The sequence below is a fragment of the Tolypothrix sp. FACHB-123 genome (assembly GCF_014697075.1).
Classification (GTDB): domain Bacteria; phylum Cyanobacteriota; class Cyanobacteriia; order Cyanobacteriales; family Nostocaceae; genus Aulosira.
Genome location: NZ_JACJRE010000089.1, coordinates 1 through 25,380, shown reverse-complemented (window position 1 = coordinate 25,380; position 25,380 = coordinate 1). Strand labels below are relative to the sequence as shown.

Sequence of the window (25,380 nt, the reverse complement as noted above, 5' to 3'; positions counted from 1 at the left end):
CATTGTTAATGCATCGCCTTGCATTGTTAATGCATCGCCTTGCATTGTTAATGCATCGCCTTGCATTGTTAATGCATCGCCTTGCATTGTTAATGCATCGCTTTGCATTGTTAATGCATCGCTTTGCATTGTTAATGCATCGCCTTGCATTGTTAATGCATCGCTTTGCATTGTTAATGCATCGCCTAAAAATTTTTCACGTCCCAGGCGATCGCTCACTTCTTACCAACTAACTTTTACGACTCATACACCTCACTGCGATGGGCGATCGCTTCAACAAATACCTGCATCAGTTCATCGTTTATCGAATAAACTACCCTGTAATCTCCGATGCGATAACGATAGTACCCTGTATAATTTCCCTTGAGGGCTTTGATATTGGGGTGAGACTGGGGAGTTTGCTCTAGCTGCTGCAAACAGCGAGCAATTTTCTTGGCTAGAGCTTTGTCAGCATTGATATAAACCTTTTGCGCATCGGGATGGAGAAGAACTTCATACATCAGAACGCAGGTTTCTCCAGTTTGTGTATTCAGTTTTTGGAGTGGCTTGATTTTGCTTGATTCGCTCTAGCAATCCCGGAATTGCCAAAAGTTCTTGGGTTGCAACTTCGCTTTCAAGATTGGCTAAGTAAGATGCAAAATCAGCAAGTACTTGTAATCTTTCTGGCGATAATTGCTTGATGAAGTCATTAAGTTGACTCTGTAGTTCTGTGACAGATACCAAAACTGCTGACTCTTGATCCTCGATTGGGGAATTATCTGTAGTATTCATCGCCTACGAGAGCAAATTCAAGGTTTAGTGTCTATTCTAAAATAACACCGTCTCTGGGCAAGCTACCTTAATTAAGGGATGTCCAAAAAATAAATTATTCCAATGTCTGAATTCAACACAACTGTTTCTCTCCCCTGCCCCCGTGCCTACATAGCGATCGCATATTTTTTTAGTTGGAAGTCCCTAACATGGTGACAAAACGCTTCCCAATCTTTCCCGCCCTAAGCGATCGCTGATTTTCCCTTCACCAAAAACCCGAACGCCATTAATATAAACTGCTTGGACAATCTCGTCGGAACCACGCTTCACCATACGCGGTTCTCCATCTAACAGAGAATCTAAGATTTCTACTTGGGGACTGATGGGCTGATTTAAGCCATTTGCATCGAGTAAAACTATATCGGCTTTAGCACCGACTTTCAGCACTCCAGTATTGAGGCGAAACCAAGCGGCTGGTTCGCCAGTAATGCGAGAAATCGCCGCTTCTGGTGTGAGAAACTTGGTTGCAACTGCTTGTTTGAGTAAAGACAAAGCGCCATCATAGTAACCAAGGTTACGCACATGAGCACCAGCATCAGTAAATCCAGGGAAAATATAGGGATTTTGCATCATTGCTAACCGGGGTTTTAAACGATCGTTAGCGCCTGTGGCTACCCAGCGCAAGTCTGTATCGTATTCTTGTAAGGCCTGTATAAATAAATCTACTGGTTCCTGTTGTTGGCGACGGGCAATTTCGGCAAAACTTAAACCTTGCCAACTAGGATCAGGACAGTCAACAACTTCCATTAAATCTAATTGACTATGAAACGATCGCCGCTTTTTATTCAGCCATTCTTGGCGAAACTGGTGGCGAAAACTTTCCGAACGCCATAGTTGTTGTCTTTCTTGGCGGGATTTACAGCCGTTTAACTGTGCGCCTGTGGCAAATTCTTCAAATAAGGGAGTAACAGGGCCATCTGAGTAAATAGTAAAGGGTTCGGTTAAGGTTTGAAAGCGCACGTTACCGTTGAGAAGGCGATTCCAGATCCACAGGATGGGGGCAAATATGCGCCACAATTTGCGATCATGTACAACATCTAAAGCGGAGAGAATTGTTAGCCGCAACGGTTTACCAAAGCCTGAACCCATACGTAAAATATCCCAGAAAGAAGCCAGCTTTTGTAAATTGGGCGTGACTTGAAACACGCGATCGCGTTTTCTACACAAATGCGCTAACATCGCATATTCTCTAAATTTCCCATGTTGCGAAGGAATGGTGTAACCTTGCCATTCTCCACTCATGCGATGCCAAGGAAACATATCAATAGAAACCCCCACAAATCCCGCATCTAAAGCATCGGCGGTAATGCGCTGCATGAGGTTTAGCTCAAATTTGCTCGGCTGAACAGTTAAACTCCGTTCTAATCCCATGACGTAAGCGCGTAAGGCACTATGCCCAAATAATGGCGCAACATTGGGGCCTAAGGGTAATTGTTGTAAATGTTGTAAATATTCTCCTGGTGTTTGCCAAGCAAAAGACTTGTTTAACCATTTGGCAATTAAGCGGTGGGAAAGGGTTTCTACCCTTTGAAAAATATCTGCTAGCATTTGCGGTTCACCGATCGCAATTGACAAACTACAATTGCCAATCACAACGCTAGTCACGCCATGACGCACCGATTCACTTAATCCTGGAGCAATTTCTAACTCTAAATCGTAGTGTGTATGAATATCAATAAATCCTGGCGTTACCCATAACCCAGACGCATCAACTACTTCCCGCGCTGGGTTAGGTAATGCGGGAGAGATAGCAAAAATCTTGCCATTTTTAATGCCAATATCTCCCTGCACCGGTTTAGATCCTAAACCATCAAAAATTAACCCGTTTTGAATTAATAAATCCAACATGATTATTTATTACCCTTTGACGATCGTGGGATCTGTTTTGTCAGTTTATTTTATCTCCTGGAAAGCACAGGATTGAGTGCTACTAGTGATTCGGCTGTTTTGCAACTAGACTACAGCTATGAAGATTACTACAATTTTTCTCGCCAGATTACAAAGAAAAACTGAAAAATCAGCGAATACCCTGAGAACATAAATTTTATTAATCCAGTGTTTTCCTCGTCCGAATTTAGCAAGAATATTTGCCAAACTGAAAAAACTTGAGTAGTTGCCTCTCAGGATTTCGTTGTTGATTCTGCTTTGGTAATCTCATTAGTTTGTGCAAAAAAATTGAGTAAACATATGAAAAAATCACATTTATTTGCGGTGCTAGCGGCAATGCCTACCCTTTTTTTACCTAGTGCTTCCTTTGCTGCTGTTTACATCAAATATTCCAATCAGGACTCGACTAAATATGTCATGAAAGTGCAGATGGATGGTTTAACTAAAGAAGTAACATTCAATGGGAGTACAACAGGAGCCGCAACAATTCAAGGTAGCGGTAAGGCTGCAATGATTGAAACTTCCTGTGGAAAAGTTGAAGTGAAAGACGATTCCAAAATTGAAATTAAAAACGGCTGTATAAAAGTTCTTTAAGAGGTTGTTTACATAAAAATAGCCTCTATCTTAGCTTTGTCGCCTACCTGAGAATGAATGAAGAGGCTAATAGCCCAAGTAGGGGCGGGTTAAGCGAGATAGTCGTAAATTATTGGAGCATATTTGTGAACCCGCTCCTACTTACTTAGACTCAAGATTTTGAGGATATTTAGTCATCTTTAGATGAATTTTACTATTAGCAAGGAACTTCATTTTCTTGCAGTAACAGGGTTTCACGTATAGGTTACCCGCGCCGACAATTTGCTAAAAAAGGGGGAATATAATCAGATTCAACCTCGATTGTCAAATTTTTTGATTCAACTGCGATCGCACAAGTCGCAAGTAATTTTAGAGAAATCCAGCCTTTAGGATTATAGATATGAGTTTCTTGACTCCAAAATTGTTGGTGAGCGGTTAATGCCAAATATAGCTGTTCGTTAAATGCCTGTACATCTCCAGCAATCAACTCCTGGAACAACCGCAATTGTGGATAGCAAATTAGGTTCACAAACTTGGTACGCAAGGGATTATCCTGGGGCTGAATGGCGGCTGCTATGGCGGCGGTTAAAAAATTCTTGCTGTCTTGCTGATTATTCAGAAAAGTGCGGATAAATTGATAATATTCCCTGTTAAATTGATTTTCTTGTTTGGCATAATTGTCATCACTGAAGTCATCTTTTGTCAGTGTCGTTAAAAAACTCAAACTTTCGCGATCGCCTAGTAAAATGCAAGCATCAGTAGCAGTCATCCAGTTGTCCAGGTACATATACTCTGAATGCGCTTCTGGGACAAAATGTAATGTAGTACCATTGATAGTGGCTGTAAAGGGCGCAGCTCCCGAACCAAAGCGAAAATGGCAAACCGCCACTGTTTTCAATAACTCTAGATAATGCCAGATTTCTGGTGGCGATCGCAAAAGCAATACTGCACAATTGACAGCATTGAGTAGATGTCCTAAAGAAGCTCCCAGCATAGAATGAGGCTTCTGTACAAATCCTTCCAGCATCAAGGGTAAAAGATCATCCTCAATGTAGCTCAAAATCTGAGCCGCATCTTTTTTATCTAAGGTGTGATGTCGCTCAATTCTTTTCATCAATCGTTTGCAGCCTGGAACCAATACCACCCATCGTTTAAGGGATAAATGTTGTAATTAGCAGCCCCAAAAGGACTGTTTTTCTCTGTTAGAAATCTATAGCCGACTATTCTGGGATTACTTAAGATTTATTTTATAAATCAAAGGTTAATTAATAATTAAAAGCTGGGGAAATTTCACCACAGTCAACACTTGATTAACGTTGGTAAACCTCCAACATCAGACCTGATCTAAATGATAATATCTTATTATAGTTAATCTTGCTCCTGCTCAGATCCTTACCCTGGAAGAGTTTGTGATTGCTTTGGCAATTGATCGCCTGTTTGCATCAACGTTTTAGCCTCCTCCTGGATGATATCTTCAAAAAAATTAAATATTTTGTGCCTTGTATAGTTTTATGCTGTTCTGCTATACACAGGCAAGTTGTTACTGAGGCTGGGAGGTGTTTAACTAACTTTGGCAATCGCCATCTGTCTACCTGATTATTGTTTCAAGTAGTCAGTATTATTTTTTGGGTGTATTTATTCGCTTAAGTATTAAATCTTTATTCGTACAAGTGAGTCAAGCTATGAAAACAGGCTTTGCTCTCCAGCGGACAGAACAGGATTTGCATGATTTAGGTTCATTCAATATTCAAAGTTTTTGTCAGCTACAATCTGAGCAATTAACTAGTCAATATCCCATTTTATTTACGCGTATTGTCTATCATGATTGCCTTGTAAAAACCCATCAAGAAGTTATCAGTTATGCCCAAGCTCAAACGCCATTCTCTTTTAAAGAATTAGCTTATCTTCGCACCGAAACTTGGCTGATTAACTATCCTCCAGCCTTTGAAGTACAGGAAATTAAGCTAAATGATTTTGCAAATTTCGCTTATATTTGCCCCATAGGTTATAGAAATCAAAAACCCGAATATATTCAAATAGTTACAGAAGTAGCACTTTCACTAGATGGGCAACAACAATTGCAAAAATCTGCCATGTTACTGAGCAAGTATGCAAGTATATATTTAATTTATGGCAGACAAAAAACAGAAATCCAGTTACTGGAAGAACTGCTACATAAAATTGGGCATCAATTGCGTAACTCCTTAGCCATGATTGGACTGTATGCCCATAATTTATATTTGGGATTAGCAGGCAATAAATGCCAAGAACAAGCAACCATTATCCGCGAAGGCATAGAAAATTTAGATACTAATTTAAATCAACTCATAGATTGCGGTCAAGGGGCAAAATTAAGAAAATCTTCCCAAGACCTCAGAACTTTAGTATTGGAAAGCATTCAAGGGTTAGAACCATTAATTAATCAAAAGCAAATAACAATAACTATCCCCGATAAAACTACAAATCTGCTCATAGACCGCTTACAAATGAAGCAGGTTTTTGATAATCTCTTGAGTAATGCAGTTTACTTTAGTCCTCATGCTGCAACTGTCACTTGTAGCTGGCAGATTTTTCAGGATGAAATCTTAATTAAAATTGCTGACCAAGGGACAGGATTATCTCCAGAAGATATTCAAAAAATATTTACTCCTTTTTATTCTCGCCGTCCTGGAGGAACAGGACTAGGTTTAACTATTGCCAAAAAAATTGTTTTAGACCATCGCGGAAACTTATGGGCACAAAGTGTATCAGAAGGTGGCGCACAATTTTGTGTAGTTTTACCTCGACTGAAAATGTCTGGGAGTGTTGCAGATGGTTAATAGTAATAGTCATAAACTTACGGTTCTGCTCGTAGATGATGAAGAACGTTTTCGTCAAGGTATACGTACTCTCCTGAATTTTTATAGTATTAGTGCGGCATTACCAATAGAAGTTATAGGTGAAGCCGAGTCTGTAGAGCAAGTTTTAAAGTTTACTCAGAAAAATTCACCAGATTTAATCTTACTGGATTTACAATTAAGCGGTAGTGATGGCATTACAGTTTTACTGCGGCTGAAAGAAACTGGTTATCATGGCAAAGTTTTAGTGTTATCAGCACATCAAGAAGATGATTGGATTTTTCGTGCTATGCAAGCTGGTGCTGCGGGTTATGTATTTAAAAATCGCTTGGCTACTCAACTAGGTGAAGCTATTAACACTGTCATGAAATCGGAAATTTATTTACCTTCAGAAGTGGCTAGCCGATTTTTCCGTTTCTTTCAAGCTTACTCAGACTCTGCTTTAAGAGCTTGCCATAAGCTACACTTAACAGAAAGAGAACAAGAAGTTTTATACTGGTTAACTCAAGGTGCTTCCAATGAAGAAATTGCAAAGCATTTATATGTAACAGTGGCTACGGTAAAAGCTCATCTCACGAGTATTTTTGATAAGTTAAAAGTTACTAGTCGAACTCAAGCTATTGTAGCTGCTCTCAAGTTAGGACTAGTAAAAGCGTGATTTGTCAGTTGTCAGTTGTCAGTTGTTAAAAAAGTCACAGTCAACAGTCAACAGTCAACAGTCAACAGTCCATAGTTTCCAACCTTATGTCTTCAGCGGAATATTTTTATCAAGAATACCCTTGTGCTTACAATGCTCCTTTAAATTGCGATCGCCCTTTTCAAACTGCACAAGAAATAAAAGGTGCTAAATTTTGTTTAGAATGTGGTTTTCCTGCAACTTTACCCCAGGAAGCGGCGATTAAAGGCCATCGAGATAATTATCAGGTAGGTGATTTTTTAGGAACGCGGGGAAACGGACGATTATATACCGGGATTCAACTCAAGGATCGGCAGCCTGTAATTATTAAAGAATACCTCCTACCCAGCCGTTGTTTTAACGAACAAGAAACTCGAGAACGCAAAGAAACTTTTAAGCGGGTAGGAGGTGTAACTCTAGCTGATAGCAGAACACAAAATTTTCGTCTTGTCAATACTTGGGAAGCGATCGCAGATGAAAAAGGAGAACGCTGCTATTTAATTACTAAAGGTACAGAAACAGCCCAAACCTTACGCCAATATATTACCCAAAATGGGGCAATGACAGCCCCCCAGGTGCGGGAATTACTCAATCAAGCTTTGCAAACTTTAGAATTTTTGCACAGTCAAAAGCTGCGGTTTCCCTCAAATCAAGTCCAGCAAGGATTAGCTCATGGTAACCTCAGTTTAGATAGCATCTTAATTCAACTAGAAAATAATCAACCATATATATATTTTGATGATTTAGCGATTTGGGAAAATGTCTTTATTCCTCCTGCTATTCCTCAACCTGCGCCATGCAAACGCGAGCAAGATTTAGAAGCATTAGGATTAGTCGCTTTTTATGTATGGGTAGGAAGAACAACTAATTATTCTAATCAGCCTATCGAGCCAAGAGAAACCGAAAATTGGCCGAATACAGATAATCATTTAAAAAAGTTTATTTACCGCCTATTGCGCCTAGAAAATCCTTTCGCCAGTGCTGAAGATGCTCGTCAAGCATTACTCAAGCTTCCTCAAGAAAACCATGCAAATAATTTAAATCAATTAGTAGAATCCCCAGAAAAAACAAAGAATTTCCGCAAAAAATTTATTTGGCTGGGGATTATCGCCTTTCTATTACTAGTCGCTGGGATTTGGTACTATTTATCTTCACGCCGTCCCATAGAAGATAACAGTAAATTTGCAGCATGGTTTGGACTTGTACGCAGGTTTTCGGAAGTGAATAATGTACCTTCAGGAAAATTCACCTACACAGGGGAAAAAGATGGAACCTGGAGCTTTATTCTCAAACAGCAAATTGAAAATCAAACTATAGCGCAATGGTTAACTAATCCTAAACCAGAAGTTAAAGCAGAATTTAACTACCAGCCAGTTACTTCAATAAATCTAGATAATCTGAATCAATCTTTAGAAGAAGTCACCAGCGGTCAGAAAAACTTTGCGATTACTAGTGTAGTTGATCAAATCACAGATAAATTAGAAAAAAGACCATTTGCTGATGATGGTTTACTTGTGTATGTAGCATTTAATAAAAAAGATTCAAATCTGGCTAATGCGTTAGGAGGAAAAATTACCCTGGAGCAATTACGCCAAATTTATACAGGTAAAATTACCAATTGGCAACAAATCAATCCTAAACTGCCTAATTTGCAAATTAAACCATATGCACCAACCGAACCAGAAGCAATACATAAATTTCAAGAACTAGTTTTGCAAAACGACCCTCAAGACAAAGCTTTCTTTAACAACGTTCAAAGAGTTGAAAGATTGGATACAACCAAAACCCAAAACAAAATCCGCAGTGAAATTCTCGAAGGTAAACAAACTGGGATTATTGGTTTTGGAATTTTGACTAAAACTTGGGCCCAGTGTACTGGCTATCCTCTAGCCATAGTTGATGGTAACAAGCCAGCTAGTCAACCACTATTTCAACGCCGCGACTATCGTCCCATAAACACAGCAGATGACCTGTGTCAACATGATAACTATTTTTTTGATGTCAAGGCTTTTCAAAGCTATCCTTTAAGATACCCTATATTTGTGGTCTACCCTAAAGACAAAAGTCGCCAACCACCGGGGTCTACATTTGCTGAGATACTAACTACTCGTCAGGGCCAGTGTTTACTTAGTAAAGTAGGTCTTGTCCCTTTACAACAATTACCTGATGATATAAAGTCCTATGCCTGCAAATCGGTGCCCTAATCCTAGTTGTGAATATTTTAATCGAGCTTTGCCCAACACGGCTAAGGTCTGCCCTTGGTGTTCAACTCCCTTGGGTAATGTAATTTCACCTACACCTACCAAACAAGTTTCGCCACAACCAACTCCACCCCACCCAGTTCCACCACAACCAATTCCACCACAACCAACTCCACCGCAGCCAATTCCACCACAACCAATTCCACCCCACCCAATTCCACCACAACCAATTCCACCCCCTGCTGATTATTCCACAGAGTATCAGCAACGAGTTAATCCTTATGTTCCACCTACACCTCCACCGGTTCCGCAGTATACCCCACCGCCAAGACTACCAGTTCTCAAGATGATTCACACCACAGGTAGAGAATTTACTTGGTCTGGAGAAGCAGGTTATATAGGTCGTCGCAGCCAAAGTATGGCAGTTCCACCAGAAATTGACCTAACGGGGATTCCCAATGAAGGAATAGTTTCTCGTCGCCATGCGCGCATCTATTGGGACTGGTCGCAAAATGCTTATATGATCGTTGATATGAGTACAAATGGTATTTATTTAAATAACACTCCTTTAAATCCTGGCGTGCAATATCGTTTACTCAATGGCGATTCGGTGCAGTTTGGTCAGGATAATCTCGTGAGATTTACGGTGTATATTATGTAGTAAGAATTACTTTGCATATAAGCAAAAAACTCTCATCCTCCGCAGATTTGACGGAGGATTTTTTATTAGTTAACCGTCAACCGTCAACCGTCAACCGTCAACCGTCAACCGTCAACCGTCAACATTTCAATGATTTTGTTGAACAACGTGGGTTAATTCGTGTGCAAGTAACTCTTTACCTGAGTTACTTTCTGGTTTATATTCACCTTGGCGGAAGAAAATATCTTGTCCTGTGGTGAAGGCGCGTGCTTGAATCGATTTATTCATTTGGTCAGAATTAAAATCGTTGTGGATTTTCACACTACTGAAATCATAACCAAATGCTTGCTCCATCGGTTGCCGGACATCATCGCCAAGATTTTGTCCGCTTCCCCGTGCTTGTTGAATAGAACTTTCTAGATGGGATGAGGTTTCGATTCCACTACCACTAGATTTTGCTTGCAATTCTTCATCTTCTTCCGGGATTTCTTCGCGTTGCAGGGAAGTGATAGAGTTTGTGAGAGATTTTGCTTGCAATTGTTCTTCTTCTTCTTCTGGGATTTCTTCGCGTTGCAGGGAAGTGATAGAGTTTGTGAGAGATTTTGCTTGCAATTGTTCTTCTTCTTCTGGGATTTCTTCGCGTTGCACCAGGGGAGTAATAGAATTTGCTAGAGATTTTGCTTGCAATTGTTCTTCATCTTCTGGCATTGCTTCCCGTTGGATAGATTGCTGATTAGCAGGTTGGCTCATATTGTGCATTACCTGCTGTGCAACTCTATCGGCTTCTTGTTCGTACATATCGTTAGGCTGGCTCACTGTCAGTTTAGCTTGAGGACGCAGTGAGATGCGGCTGATGTCATGGGCTAATGGTTGACTTTGACGTTGTAGCTGAGTCAAGGCTTGAGACGAATCAGAAGATTGTGAACCAAAGCCGCGTTTTGGTTGCTTGAGTGTAGGTATGGAAATGGGTGCAGTGTTATTCTTCTGACGCTGGGCTAATATCCGTTCTTTCATATTTTCTCCTGATGCCCGAGCAGCAAGCAAATTTTTTACCAGTAGAGATATCTAGGATACTGCGATCGCATTTTTTAAACAATTCTGCCAAAGTCTAAATTGATGTAACTCAAGTTCGACTTTTGGCTAATGTTGATTCTGGTGCAGTACCTTTAGCCTTGATTTTAGGACAGATTTTTGATTTTTAGTATGGATTCCCAAGACAAGCAAACTTTTTTTACACCTGTTGGCGAAGTTGGGGGTACTGTTGCTTATGGAGGTGAACCAATTACCTCTAACGCAAAACAGGCGGCTAAAGCGGCTGATAAGTATCTCAAAGATTCATTGCTGTTAAACAAGCTGACTGAGCGCGTGTATGAACTTTTACTACAAGACTTGCGTTGTCAACAGGAAAGATTTTCTAACTATAGTCATCAAAGGTGGTTGTAATGCCTGATGGAAATAATAACGGCAATATTACTCACGAATTAAAGTATGTCACTACTAATCATTTTTATTTAGAAATAGATAGTACTATTGCTGCGTCTTTTACAGAATGCTCTGGATTAAGTTTACAAATTAAGAAAAATGTTTTTATGGAAGGAGGTGTTAACCACCAACAACGAATTTATTTAGGACATGCAGAATTTGCAGATGTTACTCTCAAACGTGGTATTACCGATCATCCTGGTTTTTGGAATTGGATTAATGCTGTATTTGATGAGAGGAAAGCAACTACTCGCCGGAATGTCAATATTCTGGTTTTTAACCAAGCTGGGGAAACTATGATGAGTTGGACTTTGATTGGTGCAATTCCTATTGCTTGGAAAACGCCAAGCTTACAAGCAGATGGTAATGCAGTTGCTATAGAAGAATTAGTTTTAGCTTATGAAGGTTTGCAATTAGGTAAAGAAAAAGGAGGCGGAAGTCCGCAAAATAGACAGCGAAGTTCAGGATTTTTCCCGTCTAATTAATTTGCGATTACTCGGCTAAAAATTATTATGCAAATTATTCAACCTCTAGGACATAAAATACAATCAATTGGGCTGGGAGCTAGAAATCCTCTAAGTACCGTTAATAGACTTTTGTCAGCGAAAAAGTCTAATTTTGTGCATGAACAAAGTAGTGCGATTAAACCTTTAGTTAATCATTTACCATTAGCCACTTATTCGCAATTTTTACTGTCTCCAGAGAATCCCGCTTTCAGCGAACCGATAATAGATAATACTAATACTAATACTGAACCTGAGTATATTAATACTAGAGTTACCTTTCTTGAATTTGATCCTGTTGATGCTAATGAAGAGATTACCAATAGTTTAGATAGTCAAAATATAGATAATAATCCGTCGGAATTAAATAATCAATCTCAGTCTAAAGCGAAAAAAACTAAAAAAAAATCTAGTTCTCAAGAAAAATCAAAAGCTAAACTTAAAACAACTAAGAAAGCTAAATCATCTGTCAAGGATAAAGGTGATAAGCAGGGTAATGCAAGTTCTGCTGTAAATCAGCAAATTAATTTGAGCGAAACAGATGCTTCTGCAAGCACAGATATAAATTTAGAAAATAATCAAGCACCTACATCTCTAGATAATAATATTGTTGTTAATGCCAATATTGGTGATGGAGATGCGGTTAAAATTAGTCCGAGTACTATCTTTTTAGATCCGCCTGTTGGGGAAGATTTAGCTATTGAGGAAACGCCAGTATTTACTGATTCTGCTGCTAGTACGATAAATGCTGAATCAGGAATTATTTTCGATGATGAAAATATATCTGAAAATATAACGCGATCGCAAAAAAATACAACCTCGCAAACTCAGCCAAATCAAGAGATTACGAGTCCATCACCAGTAAATAATCTCACTAAGATTAGTAAGAATAATATTGATAAACCTGTCAGTAAATCAGCCTCATCAGATATTAGTGTTAGCAAAATTTCACCACAAAAAGAGGTTGATAATTCTGCCAATTTGAGCAAAAAACAAGCATTAGATAACGAACATGAAGCTGTTAGTAATAGCCAGTTAAATGCAGATAATATAATTGCGGAACAGCAAGAAATTACTTCTGAAGACGTTAATTTATCGGCTGTACCAGAGGAAATTTATCATAATATACCCGTTGATTTAGCACCAACTCCACCTAAAATCTTAAATCTGCTGGAACCGACAGAGGAAGTTTATGTTGATGGGGAATTAAATGCAGAGAATATAATTCCCAACCAGCCAATAGTCACTTCCGAAGCGGTAAATTTAGCGGATGTGTCAGAAAATGCGATCGCGCGTAAATATGATGTTACAAGCAATCTACCTGTTGATTTAACGCCAACTCCACCTGTAATTGCGGAAGCGATGAATTTGGATGTTAGGGAAAATGCGATCGCGCAAAAAGCGGAAAATCCCAATGTACCTGTAGAATTAGCGCCAACTCCACCTGTAATTGCAGATAACCTGATAGTTACTGCGGAAGGGGTGAATTTGGATGTGTCGCCAAATGCGATCGCACAAAAAGCGGAAAATCCTAATATACCTGTAGAATTAGCGCCAACTCCACCTGTAATTGCGGAAGCGGTGAATTTGGATGTGTCGCCAAATGCGATCGCGCAAAAAACAGAAAGTCCTAGTAATATACCTGTAGAATTAACTCCCACCCCACCTGTAATTGCAGATAACCCGATAGTTACTGCGGAAGGGGTGAATTTGGATGTTAGGGAAAATGCGATCGCGCAAAAATCAGAAAATCCCAATATACCTGTAGAATTAACGCCAACTCCACCTGTAATTGCAGATAATCCAATAGTCGCTGCGGAAGGGGTGAATGTGGATGTTAGGGAAAATGCGATCGCGCAAAAAACAGAAAATCCCAATGTACCTGTAGAATTAACGCCAACTCCACCTGTAATTGCGGATAATCCAATAGTTACTGCGGAAGCGATGAATGTGGATGTTAGGGAAAATGCGATCGCGCAAAAAGCGGAAAATCCCAATGTACCTGTAGAATTAGCGCCAACTCCACCTGTAATTGCGGAAGCGGTGAATTTTGATGTTAGGGAAAATGCGATCGCGCAAAAAACAGAAAATTCTAGTAATGTACCTGTAGAATTAGCGCCAACTCCACCTGTAATTGCGGAAGCGGTGAATTTGGATGTGTCGCCAAATGCGATCGCGCAAACAGCGGAAAATTCCAATATACCTGTAGAATTAACGCCAACTCCACCTGTAATTGCGGAAGCGGTGAATTTGGATGTGTCGCCAAATGCGATCGCGCAAAAAGCGGAAAATCCCAATATACCTGTAGAATTAACGCCAACTCCACCTGTAATTGCGGAAGCGGTGAATTTTGATGTTAGGGAAAATGCGATCGCGCAAAAAATAGAAAATTCCAATGTACCTGTAGAATTAACTCCCACTCCACCTATCATTGCAGATAACCCAATAGTCGCTTCCCAAACGCTGAATTTGTCAGATGCGCCAATGAGTGAGGTTTCAGCGTTAGATAATAGCCAAGTCAACACAGATATTCCAGATGGTGTGACTCCGCCTATATTGGGAGAAAATACGGAAATTGATCCAGAATCAGTATCTAAATCTACTAAATTTCCTTTTACACAGAATCAAACACAAAACCTAGAAAATTTACCAGCACCCCAAGGTTTCGCCACAGGAGGACAAGTGACACATTCCTCAGTGGAGAATCCGCAGATAGCATCTTCGGATACTGTACCTGCTATGCTCACACCAGGGGAGTTTGTGATTAATGCTAATGATGCCCAAAAAAATCTTCACATACTCCGGCACATTAATACAGGTGGTGCAGCCGAAGATGTCATTCTTCCCAGTTTAGAAATACCTACTCCAAAAAATCCGACTAAAGTCGATTCTTTTTCCGACACTTCATTACAGCGCCATCCTACTAACGAGGAATCTCACACCTTAACTCCTGGTTCCTTGGGGACAGAAATTAGTCAGCAAAGGTTGTCTCCACATCATTCTTTGCAATTGAGTAATGTAGATAATCAAGCGACAGCAGCAAATCCACCCTCACCGCATTACTCACTACCAACATTAATATTCCGCAAACCAAGCGTTAATAATAACACAGCTTATGAGACTCCTAACCAATGGTCAACTGTAGAAGAATTGATGAATGGAAGTAACGATCCATTTACATTTTTTAACCTTAATAGTGAAGGAGAATCTAATTGGCAAAATTCCTCAGATTCTCAAAGTTCACAATCATCATCATCACCACCACAAGTTTTGACTAAACGCCTATCTCTTCAAGGTTTTGCTAATGGTGGTGAAGTTCAAGCACCTGATATAGCTACAGATATAGCACCAATTACTGAAACAATCCAAAATCCATCTGTGGCTAATCCCGCAGCTGATGAATCTGAAAATTTGGAAGCTTTAGCTTATGAAATATATAACAGACTGCGACAACGAATAGAAGTTGAGCGAGAACGTCAAGGTATATATTTAGGACGCTTACCTTGGTAATTTTTTGCACCCAAAACTAAGAAAGAGGAGAAATAGAAAACCAATATCAAGAAAATTAGTTTTTATATAAGATTCATATTTGATTTTTGAAATAGACTTAGCCCAGCAAAACCATAATACTAGCCCCTAGCCCCTAGCCCCTAACCCCTAATACAATGTCTAATCAAAAAATTGCCAATCCTCACGAGCAAAATCCCCAATTACAGAAAGCTAAACTCATCGCTTATAACGGCGAAGCACCAAATATTGAAGTGATGTTTAATCCTACAGAAATTAGTTTTGCTCGCACTGTGAGTTGGAAAAGCGATCCTGGTAATAGAGGTACTACTCTTTTACCTAAAGTTAACTTTTCTGGTGTAGAACCTTTTAAATTTACATTAAAACAATTACTTTTTGATACCTATGAAACTAAAAAATCTGTAATGGATGAGTATATAAATACCATTAAAAAAGGTGTAGAAACTATTGAAGGAAATCCTGATAAACGCCCACCTGTATACATTTTCACTTGGGGAAGCGAATATTTCCATTGTGTAATTACTAGCCTAACCTACAATTTAACCATGTTTCTTACCGATGGCACACCAGTCAGAGCAATGGTAGATATAGCCTTACAAGAAGTAGATAAAAACAACCTTCCTGGTAACAGACAATCAGCTTCTACAGGCTCAGATCGCGCCCCCGATTCTCGCCTGGGTACAAATTAATTTAACTTAATATTTATATTTTAATAATCCATGCCCCATTCCCCATGCCCAATGCCCAATACCTATTATGCCTGACCAAAGTCTCTATTTAAGCCAGCCAAAAATAGAATTAGGAGGACAACCTGCTTCTCCTGAATTACTAAAAGATTTATTACAAATTACTGTAGAAGAAAGTTTGCATTTACCAGCAATGTTTACGCTGGTTGTGCATAATAGCTATATTCCCACTGTTGACCGTGCAGAATATAAGCCTTGGCGACATGAAAAGCTGTTTGAAATTGGTAAAAAAATTAAAATAGGTTTTACTTCTAGTACTACTCAAGATGGGAATTTTCAGAAGAAATTAGATGATTATTTGATTGAAGCAGAAATTACAGCAATGGAAGTTCACTTCAATGAAAAATCTGAAGCCCACATGATTATACGCGGTTATGATATCTCCCATCGTCTGCATAGAGGTCGTTATAATCGCTCATTTTTAAATAAAACTGATAGCGATATCGTCAAACAAATCGCTTCAGAATCGGGAATAACTATTGGTAAAATAGACCCCAGTGGAGAAGTTCATGAATATGTCTTTCAAGAAAACCAAACTAATATGGAATTCTTGCGAGAACGGGCGGCGCGGATTGGTTTTGAGTTATTTATTCAGAATAATCAATTAAATTTTCGGAAACCAGAAAGTCAGGAATCTATTCCATTAAAATGGCTAGTTGATATTAGTAAATTTAGTACCCGTGTTACCAGCGCAGAACAGGTGAGTTCTGTAGAAGTGCGCGGCTGGGACTATACTCAGAAAAAAGCGATCGCATCTACAGCCCAAGCAGAAAAGGTAATAACGGAGACAGGCAATAATAAAGGTAGCAGTAGTAGTACTAAGTTCTCCAATTTAAAAGCGCCGAAAATGACAGTAGTCGATCAACCCATTGCTAGCCCAAACCAAGCCCAGAAAATGGCGCAAGCTTTGTGTGATGAACTCGGCGGAGAATTTGTCTACGCAGATGCAAAAGCTGTAGGTAATCCTAAAGTTAGGCCAGGGAAAATAATTCAACTTGAAGGTTTAGGCGATCGCTATAGTGGTAAATATTATGTTACCGAAACTCGCCATTTCTACACCCAGCGCATTTACACCACAGAATTTAGCATCCGGGGATTGCGCGCTGGTAACTTATTCACCACTCTTTCCACCCAAACCCGTCTCCAACCAGGACAAACCTTCTTAGTCGGAATTGTCACCGATAACAAAGACCCCAAAGGATGGGGAAGAGTTAAAGTTAAATTTCCCACCCTCACAGAAGAACACGCTAGCAACTGGGCGCGAGTCGTAGCTGCGGGTGCAGGAAATCAACGGGGGTTTGATTGTTTACCAGAAATCAACGATGAAGTGTTAGTCGGGTTTGAACATGGTGATATTCATCGCCCTTACGTACTAGGCGGCGTTTGGAATGGTAAAGACGCGCCACCAGAAGGAGTAAATGATACAGTTGTTGGCGGTAAAGTTAGATTACGTACCGTCAAAACCCGTACAGGACACACCTTACAATTTGTCGAAGAAGCTCAAGGAAGTAGTAAAGCCGGGGTGCGCGTCCAAACCAAAGGCGGTCATAAAATTTATCTTAACGATAGCGATCGCTGTATTGAAATTCAAACCAACGGCGGTCATAAAATTAAAATGGACGATCAAGGCAGAGCAAAAATTACCGTAGAATCCACAGGCGACTTGTCATTAAATGCACCCAGCGGCAACATTGATATTAGCGCCGGGATGAATGTAACCGTTAAAGGTACCTTGATTAAGTTGAATTAATATTCGTATATTTTTACTCACGCCAAGGTGCAAAGGCGCAAAGAATTTATCGTACATTCAAGGGTTTAAATCCCCGACAAAAAATGTCCTTAATTTTGAATTTTGAATTTTGAATTGTTATTATGCCAGGAAAACCAGCAGCAAGAATTACAGATTCTGTAGCCCATCCCTTACCGCCAGTTCTGACACCGGGGCCTGGTAGTAAAGATGTGTTAATTGGCAATTTACCAGCTTGGCGAGGAATACCAGCTGCGGCGGTTCCAGCTTTGCAGTCTGCTAAACAAGCAGCCGATGTAGCTATTCAAGCAGCTGAAGCGGCGACTGCGGCGGCGGCGGGAACACCAGGGGCCCCAGCCGCTTATTCAGCAGAACAAACCCTGAAAACATCGTTAGGGGCGAGTATGGGTAGCATGATTTCCGCAGCGGCTGCATCTGCTATTCCCGGTGCAGATATTCATCAATGTACTACACCCTTACCCGTACCTCCTCACGGCCCTGGTGTAGTCATTGATGGAAGTAAAACAGTATTAATTAACGGACTACCCGCTTGTCGCCTGGGTGACACTGTTTTAGAAGCACTAGGCCCGCCCAATAAAATTACCAAAGGTGAAACAACTGTTTTAATTGGTGGCTGACCACAAGGATTTTCATTGAGAAGGAGAACACTTTCATTGAGAAGGGGAACACTTTCATTGAGAAGATGAACACTTTCGTTCAGAAGGAGAACACTTTCGTTCAGAAGGAGAACACTTTCGTTCAGAAGGTGAATACTTTCATTGAGAAGGAGAACACTTTCGTTCAGAAGGAGAACACTTTCGTTCAGAAGGTGAACACTTTCGTTCAGAAGGAGAACACTTTCATTGAGAAGGAGAACACTTTCGTTCAGAAGGTGAACACTTTCATTCACAAGGTGATACTAAACTGCAATCTAAAACGTAACATTGAATCTCACACAACGGCGGGGAGACCCCGCCCCTACTTGAATTAACGTGAGGACTTTTGTTAAGAACACGTTACCAAATATTCCCCTACCCCCTGTTCCCTACCCTCATCTCGACCTTTGGCGAATAGGCTTAAGTTTGCCATACCGATATCTTTGAAAGTATAGATATCACTGCCATATAGCAACTATGGTTTATGGTCAGCCACGAGACGATTTAGGCACTGGTTGGGCTTTTCCCTTGCGCTTGAATTTGCAAGGAGGAATACAACTCACCAGCGAAGAACAAAAAGTTAAAGAATCAATTTGGATTATTCTCCGCACTGGCGTAGGCGAAAGAGTTTATCGCCCTAATTTTGGTTCGCGTTTATCGGAATTAGCATTTGCACCGATGAACAACGACACTCTAATCCAAATACGCATGTATGTTTTAGAAGCCTTAGAAGTTTGGGAACCCCGCATTACCGTCGATCGCGTCATCACCGAACCCGATCCCGTGCGCGGTCGAGTAGACATCAATATTATTTATCGCCTTAAAGACAATCCTGATATTAACAACTTTGTTTATCCGTTTTATTTATTACCCCCTAGCGAAGAAGAATAATTAGTCATTGGGCATTGGGCATTGGTCTCCCTTCCCTTCCCTAGCCCCAAGTCCCTAGCCCCTAGCCCCTAACCCCCAACTCCCAAGTCCCATGCCCCTATGAAATTCGATTTTTTACCACAATTACCATCTTCCGATTTAGACGATCGCAATTTTGACGATTTAGTCGAAGAATGTATGATGCGTATTCCGCGCTACTGTCCTGAATGGACAGATCATAACCTCAGCGATCCGGGAATCACGCTGATTGAATTATTTGCTTGGTTAACTGACCAAATGTTACTCCGGTTTAACCAAGTACCGAGAAAAAATTATGTTGCTTTTTTAGAATTATTAGGGATTCGTCTCCAACCCCCTGCACCAGCCCATACAGAATTAACTTTTTATTTAAGTTCTGATTTACCTGAAGCTTATACAATTCCTCCGGGAACGGAAGTTTCCACAATCCGCACGGAAACTACACCCGCAATTAGTTTTAGTACAGATTCACCTTTAATTATCGGTAAACCCCGATTACAGCATTTCTTCACCGCCCAAACTCTTGAAGATATCCCCCAATCGCTGCGGGAACGCCTTTCAAATGTTTGGACTCGTCAGTCTAACGGTTTCTGGACTGGGGGAGAACAAGCTGTATTTAACGAACAACCCCAAGCGGGAAATTGCTTTTATTTGGTAATTAATTCTGAAGATCCTCTTGATGGTAACGTGATTGAAGTTACTATCCAAGGGGCAGCCGCAACGCCTACAGGAATTGACCCCAATCATCCCCCCCGTAAATGGGAAGCTTGGGATGGACAAGATTGGCAACCGGTGTTAATGAAAGAATCGGACGACCAAACAAGGGGATTTAGTTTTTACGAAATTAACCAACAGGGAGGAAACCCTGCCCAAGGTGCAGATGTCCGCCTACATTTACCGCCTACTTGGCCTGTCACTACCTTTACCGCATACCGAGGACGTTGGCTACGTTGTAGCTTTACCACCCCAGAAGAAAATCAAGAAGGTTACAGCCGTCCGCCCAAAATTACAGGTTTAGCGGTGCGGTCAATTGGCGGTACAGTTAGAGCGAGTCACAGTACTTTGCTGCTAGAGGAACGATTAGGTATTAGTAACGGTACACCCGGACAAACCTTTCAATTACAAGCGCCGCCAGTTTTAGCACGCCGCGAAGACGAATACATTATTGTCACGCCTCCTGGGGGTTTACCGCAAACTTGGACTGAGGTAAGAGATTTTGCCGATTCTACACCCCAAGACCGTCATTATGTCATTGATTCCTTAACGGGTACGGTGCAGTTTGGGCCATTGATTCGCGAACCGGGACAAATTCAACGCCAGACAAAAGTGCGATCGCGTATCCAACAACCAAAACTAGATGAAACCATAGCGCAACCCAGTGACATTGAAAACGCCCTTGAACATCAATACGGAGCCGTCCCACCCAAAGGTGCGGAAATTAGAATCCTGGCTTACCGCACAGGGGGAGGAAAAGAAGGTAACGTACAAGTAGGTTCGCTCCAGTTTCTCAAGTCGGCTGTACCCTACGTAACCAGTGTCACAAATTACAAACCCGCAATTAATGGTGCAGATGCCGAATCTTTAGAACAGGCGGTAATTAAAGCACCAAGAATTTTGCGGACACGCGATCGCGCCGTCACAGCAGAAGACTTTGAAGTCTTAACTCAACAAGCCGGTGCAGGTGCGATCGCCCGCGTCCGTTGTTTACCCGCCCTTGCTAATACCCAAGCAGGTACAGTCAGTCTACTCGTAGTCCCCCAAGCAAATACAGATACCCTAATTGAAGGTATCGCACCCGCACAATTTGCTCTCAGCCCCGCACTTCAAGACCAAATTTTACAATACTTAGACGATAGAAAGTTATTAGGAGTACAAATTAGACTCTTAGAACCAGACTATGTTGGCGTCTCAGTGCAAACAGAAGTCATTCTCGAACCAACCTATGAAAACCCCTTAGCCAGAGCCGAAATCCTGCGCAACTTAAGAATTGCGCTGTATAAATATTTAAATCCCCTCACCGGAGGTACTGAAGGTAAAGGCTGGCCTTTTGGGCGACCAGTTTATCCCTCAGACATCATCGCCTTAATGCAACAAACCCCAGGTGTGCGTTATTTAGGCCCAGTCCTGCTATTTCCCATCCGCAAACAAGGAGACACCTGGAGAAGACAACCATCACCAGAACAAATCATCGATCCAGGAACCCAAGGCTTAATTTGTTCTTGGTTTGACGCTAACCTGCGTTCCAGTCATGACATCCAAATTAATACTCGCTAAGGGAAAAGCTTATGGTTCAAAGCCGACATAGCCCAGCCGTAGAAATTCAACTCACCCCCATGCAAATACCCGAAGCCGTACCTGGGGCGGGTTTATCATTTGCAGGGCCAGAAGGTATGAATGCAACAGCATATAACTTGCTTTTGCATCCCGGACAACCCAGCGAGATGATTGTCCATCTCAAAAATTTAGAAGACCGCCCCTTAAGGCTAAGTTTAAAAGTAGAAGGTGAATTTCCTTCCCAGTGGTGCCAGATTGGTACAGAAGGTAGAGAAATTCCCCCAGGCGGACAGATGGATGCAGTATTATATTTCACTGTTCCCGCCACATTTTTTGAAGACCAAGAAGCAATTTCCCCAGGGAAAAAAGATAAATTAACCCTCAACTTTCACTGTTTAGTAGTAGTTAATATTGACCAAGGTACAGAACGAGAGCAAATTCAACACAGCGAAATATTTAATTTATATATTCGCCCCTACAGTTTCTACATGGAATTTTTGCCCGTTCTCTATCGCGAAATTGACTTTATTGGGCGCTTCATCAAAATATTTGAACAAGCTTATCAACCAGCAATTGATAGCTTCAATGTTATGTGGGCAAACATCGACCCCTTAACAGCACCTAGAGCCTTACTTCCATTCTTAGCCCATTGGGTAGCTTGGCAAGTAGATTCTGTCTGGAGTCTTGATCAACAACGCCGTTTAATTCGCCGCGCAGTTGAAATTTACCGCTGGCGAGGAACCCGGAAAGGATTGCGTCTTTACCTCCACCTTTACACAGGTTTACCCCTAGACGAAGATATCCCCAACGAACGCGATAAACATATTAGTATTACAGAACCCTTTGGCCCCAGCTTCATCTTAGGTGATGCCCACATCGGCAGCGCCGTCTTAGCAGGTGGACAAGCATATCATTTCGTAGTCCACTTACGTAAAACCCGCTCCAATCAACTCATCAACGAACAATTAATCAGAACAATCATCGAACAAGAAAAACCTGCATTCTGCACCTATGAACTATTCATAGAAAACCAAAATCCTTAAAATATAAATTACACCATAAAACTCTCATTCCTCTGTGTTCTCTGCGTCCTCTGCGGTTCAATATTTCCTAATCATTGAATCATTTGTTAAATTTACAAACCCTAAGCTTCTCTCTTATCCTTGGCGTACTTGGCGTACTTGGCGGTTCATTTAAAACAATATTTTCACAACTCAGATAGGATTGCCATATAAAATAATCACCTACATATTTATTTTATCGTCGCTCATCAATTTAATTTCACAATCCAAAATCCAAAATCCAAAATCTAAAATTGACATGACACACCCATTCCCCCCACCAACCATTAAATCCTTTGAACGCCTACAAGCCTCCGATGGACTATTAATAAATGCCGAACGCTGGAGTAAAGCCCATGAATACCATCGACTGCGACAAAACACCCACTATCAATGCTTAAACCAACCAGGAATAGTCTGCGGTTTAGGCGTGCGCGTCATTCCCGCACCCCGCCAAGTTGAAGCAAAATATCGAGATGGACGCTGGGTACAAATTCAACCAGGAATCGCCATTGATGTAGCCGGAAACTTAATTGTAGTCCCCAAAGCTTACGACTTTCCAATTGATTTAGAAGTAGTTAGTAGTGAACCAATTCCAATTTACTTAGTCGTCAGTTACGTAGATCCAGACGAACTAAGACGTGGACAATCTAGAGATATTGTTCAAGAAACATATCGCATCGACCAAAAAAATTCCACCCTAGAAAGTCACGAAATCGAACTTTGTCGCATACTTTTACAACCAGGACAAAATACCATTACTCAACCTGCGGATGTATTCTTTCCTGGTTACCAAAACATTGATTTACGCTATCGCCGCCACGCCCAAGCAAGACCACAAACAAATATTGCGATCGCGCAAGTAAATCATAGCGATTCTGAATGCGACCGGAACTTTTTCAACCTTGTATACTTACTCCAATCCATCGAACCTTTATATCCCTCTTTAAGGGGAATTGATGAACCAGGACAAGTATCTTTAGGCGAAAATATTCAAGACTACGACTTACTTTATTTAACAGGACAGGAAGCATTATCTTTTAATAGTATTGAATTTGAATCTCTGCGAAATTATTTAAATTTTGGCGGCATACTTTTAGTAGATGCACCGCCAAATGCTAATGCCTTAATTGACAGTACCCACGCCTTAGCCCAGCAATTAGAAAATCCCTTAAAACCTTTAGAAGAACTACAAAGAGGTCATCCTTTACGCACCAAACCATTTTTATTTGCAGCTTTACCCAATGTCAATCAAAACTTCATTCGCCTGTTAATTGGTGGCGGAATTATATTAATAATTGGTGATTTAGCCAGCGCTTGGGGATTAGATAGAGAATTGAACTTACCCAGAGTAGCTATTAGAACCGCCCAAGAATTCGGGATTAATATTTTGCATTATGCTTGGAGAAGACGACAGTATATTGGCTTACAGCAAGAAGATGACACAGGTAAATGGTAAGGACAAGAGAGACAACTGACAACTGACAACTGACAACTAACTATTTTTGATAATTCTGCATTAAGAGATTTAGCATAATCAATTGCGGAATCATCTCTCCATTGATAGGGATATATAACTGCGCCATTTTTGGTAGCAATTTCTGTCGCAGTCGAAAAAGATAATACATCAATAATGATAATTACATCGCTAATAGGTGCAAGTTGAGTAACGCCTTGTACACCCCACTCACAGCGTAAATCAAATTCTGATTGATCGTAAATCATTTTTTTCTGAAATCAGTTAATACATAGAAATAGAGGATCTATTGTCGCATAGCGAACCGATACAATATTAATATCTCCATTATTAATATGTGCTTTTTGTGTCATTTATCTCAGTTGTAAATGAATATATATTTACCACTGTTAAATTGTTAAGCGCCTATGATGATAGCTATCGACACGACAATTTAAGAGTTTTCAGAAATTCTATGGTAAAAAAAGTATTAGCAGATTTAAATAGTTATTTTCAGCGAGATAAGATTGTTCGCAACCTGGAATTTTTTCAAGACTTCATTATTGTTTTTCTCTGCTTAGGTTTATTCTGTGTGATGCTCATCCGCCTAGTAGATATGTTCTCTTCATTTTTACGTCCGTTAGATTTAAGACAAGTTACATCTGATATCCTCTTCATTTTGATTCTAGTCGAACTATTCCGCCTCTTAATTGACTATATAGAAGCACAGAGTATATCTGTAGCAGCCGCCGTAGAAATTACGATTGTTTCTGCTTTAAGAGAAGTTATTTTACGTGGTGTACTGGAAATTCCCCGCGATCAACTTTTGAGTATTGCTGTATTCTTGGTAGTTTTAGCAGGAATTTTTATAGCTTTACCACGTATGTCTAGATTGTTTGAACACTCAAGAATTGCTCATCCAGAAACCACAGAACACAGTTAACAATTCAAAGTTCAACATTCAAAATAAAGTTTTTTATTTGTAGTCAGCGGCTCTATCCTTTACCTTGAGGACTAAAGTCCTTACCCTTCGTGCACTCTTCGAGAACCCCTACCCTGCGGGAAACCCGACGCCAGTTGCTATAACGGAGTAACCTCCGTAACGCACTGGCTTCTCAAGATCGCGCGCTAACTCACTACAAACTTAAAATCATATGCTAGTTGCGTAAGTCCTGAATATAGTAAAAAATGATACTTATTGACTATTAATGTAATTTTAGGCGATCGCACATCCAAAAAATAAATTATCCCAGTTTCTGAACTTAACAGGACTGTTCCTCCCCTCTGCACCCCTAGGGGAAACGCATCTTATTTCCTAATAAAAACTAAGAGAGATTTCAAAATGACATTGATAATTGTAAAAATTCCGGCAATGATAAATAAAACAAATAAAA

General features: G+C 40.5%; 22 protein-coding genes and 1 pseudogene. 16 read left to right on the top strand and 7 right to left on the bottom strand.

Annotated elements, in window-relative coordinates; genetic code table 11:
• From H6G41_RS31670 to H6G41_RS31655, 4 genes and pseudogenes are all read right to left on the bottom strand, one after another.
• A pseudogene (locus H6G41_RS31670) lies at positions 1 to 219 on the bottom strand (hypothetical protein); the annotation flags it as partial.
• A gap of 17 nt (positions 220 to 236) precedes the next feature.
• Positions 237 to 500: a type II toxin-antitoxin system RelE/ParE family toxin gene (locus tag H6G41_RS31665; RefSeq protein ID WP_190752045.1), complete on the bottom strand. Its 264-nt coding sequence runs from the start codon at positions 498 to 500 to the stop codon at positions 237 to 239.
• A complete protein-coding gene (locus H6G41_RS31660) occupies positions 493 to 771 on the bottom strand; it encodes a hypothetical protein (protein ID WP_190752043.1) in 279 nt (92 codons plus the stop codon). The genes H6G41_RS31665 and H6G41_RS31660 overlap by 8 nt, the downstream gene beginning before the upstream one ends.
• Positions 772 to 954: 183 nt before the next feature.
• Entirely contained in the window at positions 955 to 2,658 is a 1,704-nt protein-coding gene (locus H6G41_RS31655; protein ID WP_190752041.1) for an amidohydrolase family protein, read from the bottom strand.
• 339 nt (positions 2,659 to 2,997) lie between these two features.
• Between H6G41_RS31655 and H6G41_RS31650 the strand changes: the two genes are divergently transcribed.
• Positions 2,998 to 3,291: a hypothetical protein gene (locus tag H6G41_RS31650; RefSeq protein ID WP_190752039.1), complete on the top strand. Its 294-nt coding sequence runs from the start codon at positions 2,998 to 3,000 to the stop codon at positions 3,289 to 3,291.
• Positions 3,292 to 3,535: 244 nt separating this feature from the next.
• Here H6G41_RS31650 and H6G41_RS31645 read toward each other — a convergent pair whose 3' ends face one another.
• Positions 3,536 to 4,384 (bottom strand): immunity 49 family protein, encoded by an 849-nt coding sequence (locus tag H6G41_RS31645; protein ID WP_190752037.1) that lies wholly within the window; start codon positions 4,382 to 4,384, stop codon positions 3,536 to 3,538.
• A 568-nt stretch (positions 4,385 to 4,952) separates the two neighbouring features.
• On the opposite strand from H6G41_RS31645, the gene H6G41_RS31640 reads away from it, so the two are divergent.
• From H6G41_RS31640 to H6G41_RS35935, 4 genes are all read left to right on the top strand, one after another.
• Entirely contained in the window at positions 4,953 to 6,089 is a 1,137-nt protein-coding gene (locus tag H6G41_RS31640; RefSeq protein ID WP_190752034.1) for a sensor histidine kinase KdpD, read from the top strand.
• Positions 6,082 to 6,765 (top strand): response regulator transcription factor, encoded by a 684-nt coding sequence (locus H6G41_RS31635; RefSeq protein ID WP_190752032.1) that lies wholly within the window; start codon positions 6,082 to 6,084, stop codon positions 6,763 to 6,765. The genes H6G41_RS31640 and H6G41_RS31635 overlap by 8 nt, the downstream gene beginning before the upstream one ends.
• Positions 6,766 to 6,851: 86 nt before the next feature.
• The gene (locus H6G41_RS31630; RefSeq protein ID WP_190752030.1) at positions 6,852 to 8,987 is read left to right on the top strand and encodes a substrate-binding domain-containing protein; all 2,136 of its coding nucleotides are present in this window, start codon (positions 6,852 to 6,854) and stop codon (positions 8,985 to 8,987) included.
• Positions 8,965 to 9,645, top strand: coding sequence for an FHA domain-containing protein (locus H6G41_RS35935; protein ID WP_190752028.1), 681 nt, complete (start codon positions 8,965 to 8,967; stop codon positions 9,643 to 9,645). Before H6G41_RS31630 ends, H6G41_RS35935 begins: the two co-directional genes overlap by 23 nt.
• A 126-nt stretch (positions 9,646 to 9,771) precedes the next feature.
• Here H6G41_RS35935 and H6G41_RS31620 read toward each other — a convergent pair whose 3' ends face one another.
• Positions 9,772 to 10,638 carry a DUF4157 domain-containing protein gene (locus tag H6G41_RS31620; RefSeq protein WP_190752026.1) on the bottom strand — a complete coding sequence of 289 codons (867 nt, stop codon included), beginning with the start codon at positions 10,636 to 10,638 and terminating at the stop codon, positions 9,772 to 9,774.
• 189 nt (positions 10,639 to 10,827) lie between these two features.
• On the opposite strand from H6G41_RS31620, the gene H6G41_RS31615 reads away from it, so the two are divergent.
• The 10 genes from H6G41_RS31615 (at position 10,828) to H6G41_RS31570 (ending at position 23,989) form a co-directional block, all read left to right on the top strand.
• Positions 10,828 to 11,067 (top strand): hypothetical protein, encoded by a 240-nt coding sequence (locus tag H6G41_RS31615; RefSeq protein ID WP_190752024.1) that lies wholly within the window; start codon positions 10,828 to 10,830, stop codon positions 11,065 to 11,067.
• Entirely contained in the window at positions 11,067 to 11,591 is a 525-nt protein-coding gene (locus tag H6G41_RS31610) for a phage tail protein (RefSeq protein WP_190752022.1), read from the top strand. The genes H6G41_RS31615 and H6G41_RS31610 overlap by 1 nt, the downstream gene beginning before the upstream one ends.
• A gap of 27 nt (positions 11,592 to 11,618) precedes the next feature.
• The gene (locus tag H6G41_RS31605; protein WP_190752020.1) at positions 11,619 to 15,119 is read left to right on the top strand and encodes a hypothetical protein; all 3,501 of its coding nucleotides are present in this window, start codon (positions 11,619 to 11,621) and stop codon (positions 15,117 to 15,119) included.
• A 155-nt stretch (positions 15,120 to 15,274) separates the two neighbouring features.
• On the top strand, positions 15,275 to 15,826 hold the full coding sequence (locus H6G41_RS31600; RefSeq protein ID WP_190752018.1) for a hypothetical protein: 552 nt from the start codon (positions 15,275 to 15,277) through the stop codon (positions 15,824 to 15,826).
• Positions 15,827 to 15,893: 67 nt separating this feature from the next.
• Positions 15,894 to 17,633 (top strand): VgrG-related protein, encoded by a 1,740-nt coding sequence (locus H6G41_RS31595; protein ID WP_190752016.1) that lies wholly within the window; start codon positions 15,894 to 15,896, stop codon positions 17,631 to 17,633.
• Positions 17,634 to 17,755: 122 nt separating this feature from the next.
• A complete protein-coding gene (locus H6G41_RS31590) occupies positions 17,756 to 18,268 on the top strand; it encodes a PAAR domain-containing protein (RefSeq protein WP_190752014.1) in 513 nt (170 codons plus the stop codon).
• Between the two features lie 495 nt (positions 18,269 to 18,763).
• Entirely contained in the window at positions 18,764 to 19,177 is a 414-nt protein-coding gene (locus H6G41_RS31585; protein ID WP_190752012.1) for a GPW/gp25 family protein, read from the top strand.
• Positions 19,178 to 19,276: 99 nt separating this feature from the next.
• Entirely contained in the window at positions 19,277 to 21,469 is a 2,193-nt protein-coding gene (locus H6G41_RS31580; RefSeq protein WP_190752010.1) for a putative baseplate assembly protein, read from the top strand.
• Between the two features lie 11 nt (positions 21,470 to 21,480).
• Positions 21,481 to 22,512: a phage tail protein gene (locus tag H6G41_RS31575; RefSeq protein WP_190752008.1), complete on the top strand. Its 1,032-nt coding sequence runs from the start codon at positions 21,481 to 21,483 to the stop codon at positions 22,510 to 22,512.
• A 277-nt stretch (positions 22,513 to 22,789) separates the two neighbouring features.
• Positions 22,790 to 23,989, top strand: coding sequence for a DUF4159 domain-containing protein (locus H6G41_RS31570; protein WP_190752006.1), 1,200 nt, complete (start codon positions 22,790 to 22,792; stop codon positions 23,987 to 23,989).
• On the opposite strand, the gene H6G41_RS31565 is transcribed toward H6G41_RS31570, so the two are convergent.
• On the bottom strand, positions 23,926 to 24,255 hold the full coding sequence (locus tag H6G41_RS31565; RefSeq protein ID WP_242038121.1) for a hypothetical protein: 330 nt from the start codon (positions 24,253 to 24,255) through the stop codon (positions 23,926 to 23,928). The two genes, H6G41_RS31570 and H6G41_RS31565, sit on opposite strands and share 64 nt — an antisense overlap.
• A 206-nt stretch (positions 24,256 to 24,461) precedes the next feature.
• On the opposite strand from H6G41_RS31565, the gene H6G41_RS31560 reads away from it, so the two are divergent.
• Positions 24,462 to 24,929 carry a phosphate-starvation-inducible PsiE family protein gene (locus H6G41_RS31560; protein ID WP_190752004.1) on the top strand — a complete coding sequence of 156 codons (468 nt, stop codon included), beginning with the start codon at positions 24,462 to 24,464 and terminating at the stop codon, positions 24,927 to 24,929.
• Positions 24,930 to 25,380: the final 451 nt, after the last annotated feature.

Bases quoted from the DNA above. Each gene is read 5' to 3' on its own strand.
- H6G41_RS31560 (WP_190752004.1), top strand. From the start codon at position 24,462: ATGGTAAAAAAAGTATTAGCAGATTTAAATAGTTATTTTCAGCGAGAT.
- H6G41_RS31615 (WP_190752024.1), top strand. From the start codon at position 10,828: ATGGATTCCCAAGACAAGCAAACTTTTTTTACACCTGTTGGCGAAGTT.
- H6G41_RS31665 (WP_190752045.1), bottom strand. From the start codon at position 500: ATGTATGAAGTTCTTCTCCATCCCGATGCGCAAAAGGTTTATATCAAT.
- H6G41_RS31640 (WP_190752034.1), top strand. From the start codon at position 4,953: ATGAAAACAGGCTTTGCTCTCCAGCGGACAGAACAGGATTTGCATGAT.
- H6G41_RS31660 (WP_190752043.1), bottom strand. From the start codon at position 771: ATGAATACTACAGATAATTCCCCAATCGAGGATCAAGAGTCAGCAGTT.
- H6G41_RS31645 (WP_190752037.1), bottom strand. From the start codon at position 4,384: ATGAAAAGAATTGAGCGACATCACACCTTAGATAAAAAAGATGCGGCT.
- H6G41_RS31620 (WP_190752026.1), bottom strand. From the start codon at position 10,638: ATGAAAGAACGGATATTAGCCCAGCGTCAGAAGAATAACACTGCACCC.
- H6G41_RS31585 (WP_190752012.1), top strand. From the start codon at position 18,764: ATGGTTTATGGTCAGCCACGAGACGATTTAGGCACTGGTTGGGCTTTT.
- H6G41_RS31655 (WP_190752041.1), bottom strand. From the start codon at position 2,658: ATGTTGGATTTATTAATTCAAAACGGGTTAATTTTTGATGGTTTAGGA.
- H6G41_RS31650 (WP_190752039.1), top strand. From the start codon at position 2,998: ATGAAAAAATCACATTTATTTGCGGTGCTAGCGGCAATGCCTACCCTT.
- H6G41_RS31635 (WP_190752032.1), top strand. From the start codon at position 6,082: ATGGTTAATAGTAATAGTCATAAACTTACGGTTCTGCTCGTAGATGAT.
- H6G41_RS31595 (WP_190752016.1), top strand. From the start codon at position 15,894: ATGCCTGACCAAAGTCTCTATTTAAGCCAGCCAAAAATAGAATTAGGA.
- H6G41_RS31580 (WP_190752010.1), top strand. From the start codon at position 19,277: ATGAAATTCGATTTTTTACCACAATTACCATCTTCCGATTTAGACGAT.
- H6G41_RS31605 (WP_190752020.1), top strand. From the start codon at position 11,619: ATGCAAATTATTCAACCTCTAGGACATAAAATACAATCAATTGGGCTG.
- H6G41_RS31575 (WP_190752008.1), top strand. From the start codon at position 21,481: ATGGTTCAAAGCCGACATAGCCCAGCCGTAGAAATTCAACTCACCCCC.
- H6G41_RS31610 (WP_190752022.1), top strand. From the start codon at position 11,067: ATGCCTGATGGAAATAATAACGGCAATATTACTCACGAATTAAAGTAT.
- H6G41_RS31630 (WP_190752030.1), top strand. From the start codon at position 6,852: ATGTCTTCAGCGGAATATTTTTATCAAGAATACCCTTGTGCTTACAAT.
- H6G41_RS35935 (WP_190752028.1), top strand. From the start codon at position 8,965: ATGCCTGCAAATCGGTGCCCTAATCCTAGTTGTGAATATTTTAATCGA.
- H6G41_RS31600 (WP_190752018.1), top strand. From the start codon at position 15,275: ATGTCTAATCAAAAAATTGCCAATCCTCACGAGCAAAATCCCCAATTA.
- H6G41_RS31590 (WP_190752014.1), top strand. From the start codon at position 17,756: ATGCCAGGAAAACCAGCAGCAAGAATTACAGATTCTGTAGCCCATCCC.
- H6G41_RS31565 (WP_242038121.1), bottom strand. From the start codon at position 24,255: ATGATTTACGATCAATCAGAATTTGATTTACGCTGTGAGTGGGGTGTA.
- H6G41_RS31570 (WP_190752006.1), top strand. From the start codon at position 22,790: ATGACACACCCATTCCCCCCACCAACCATTAAATCCTTTGAACGCCTA.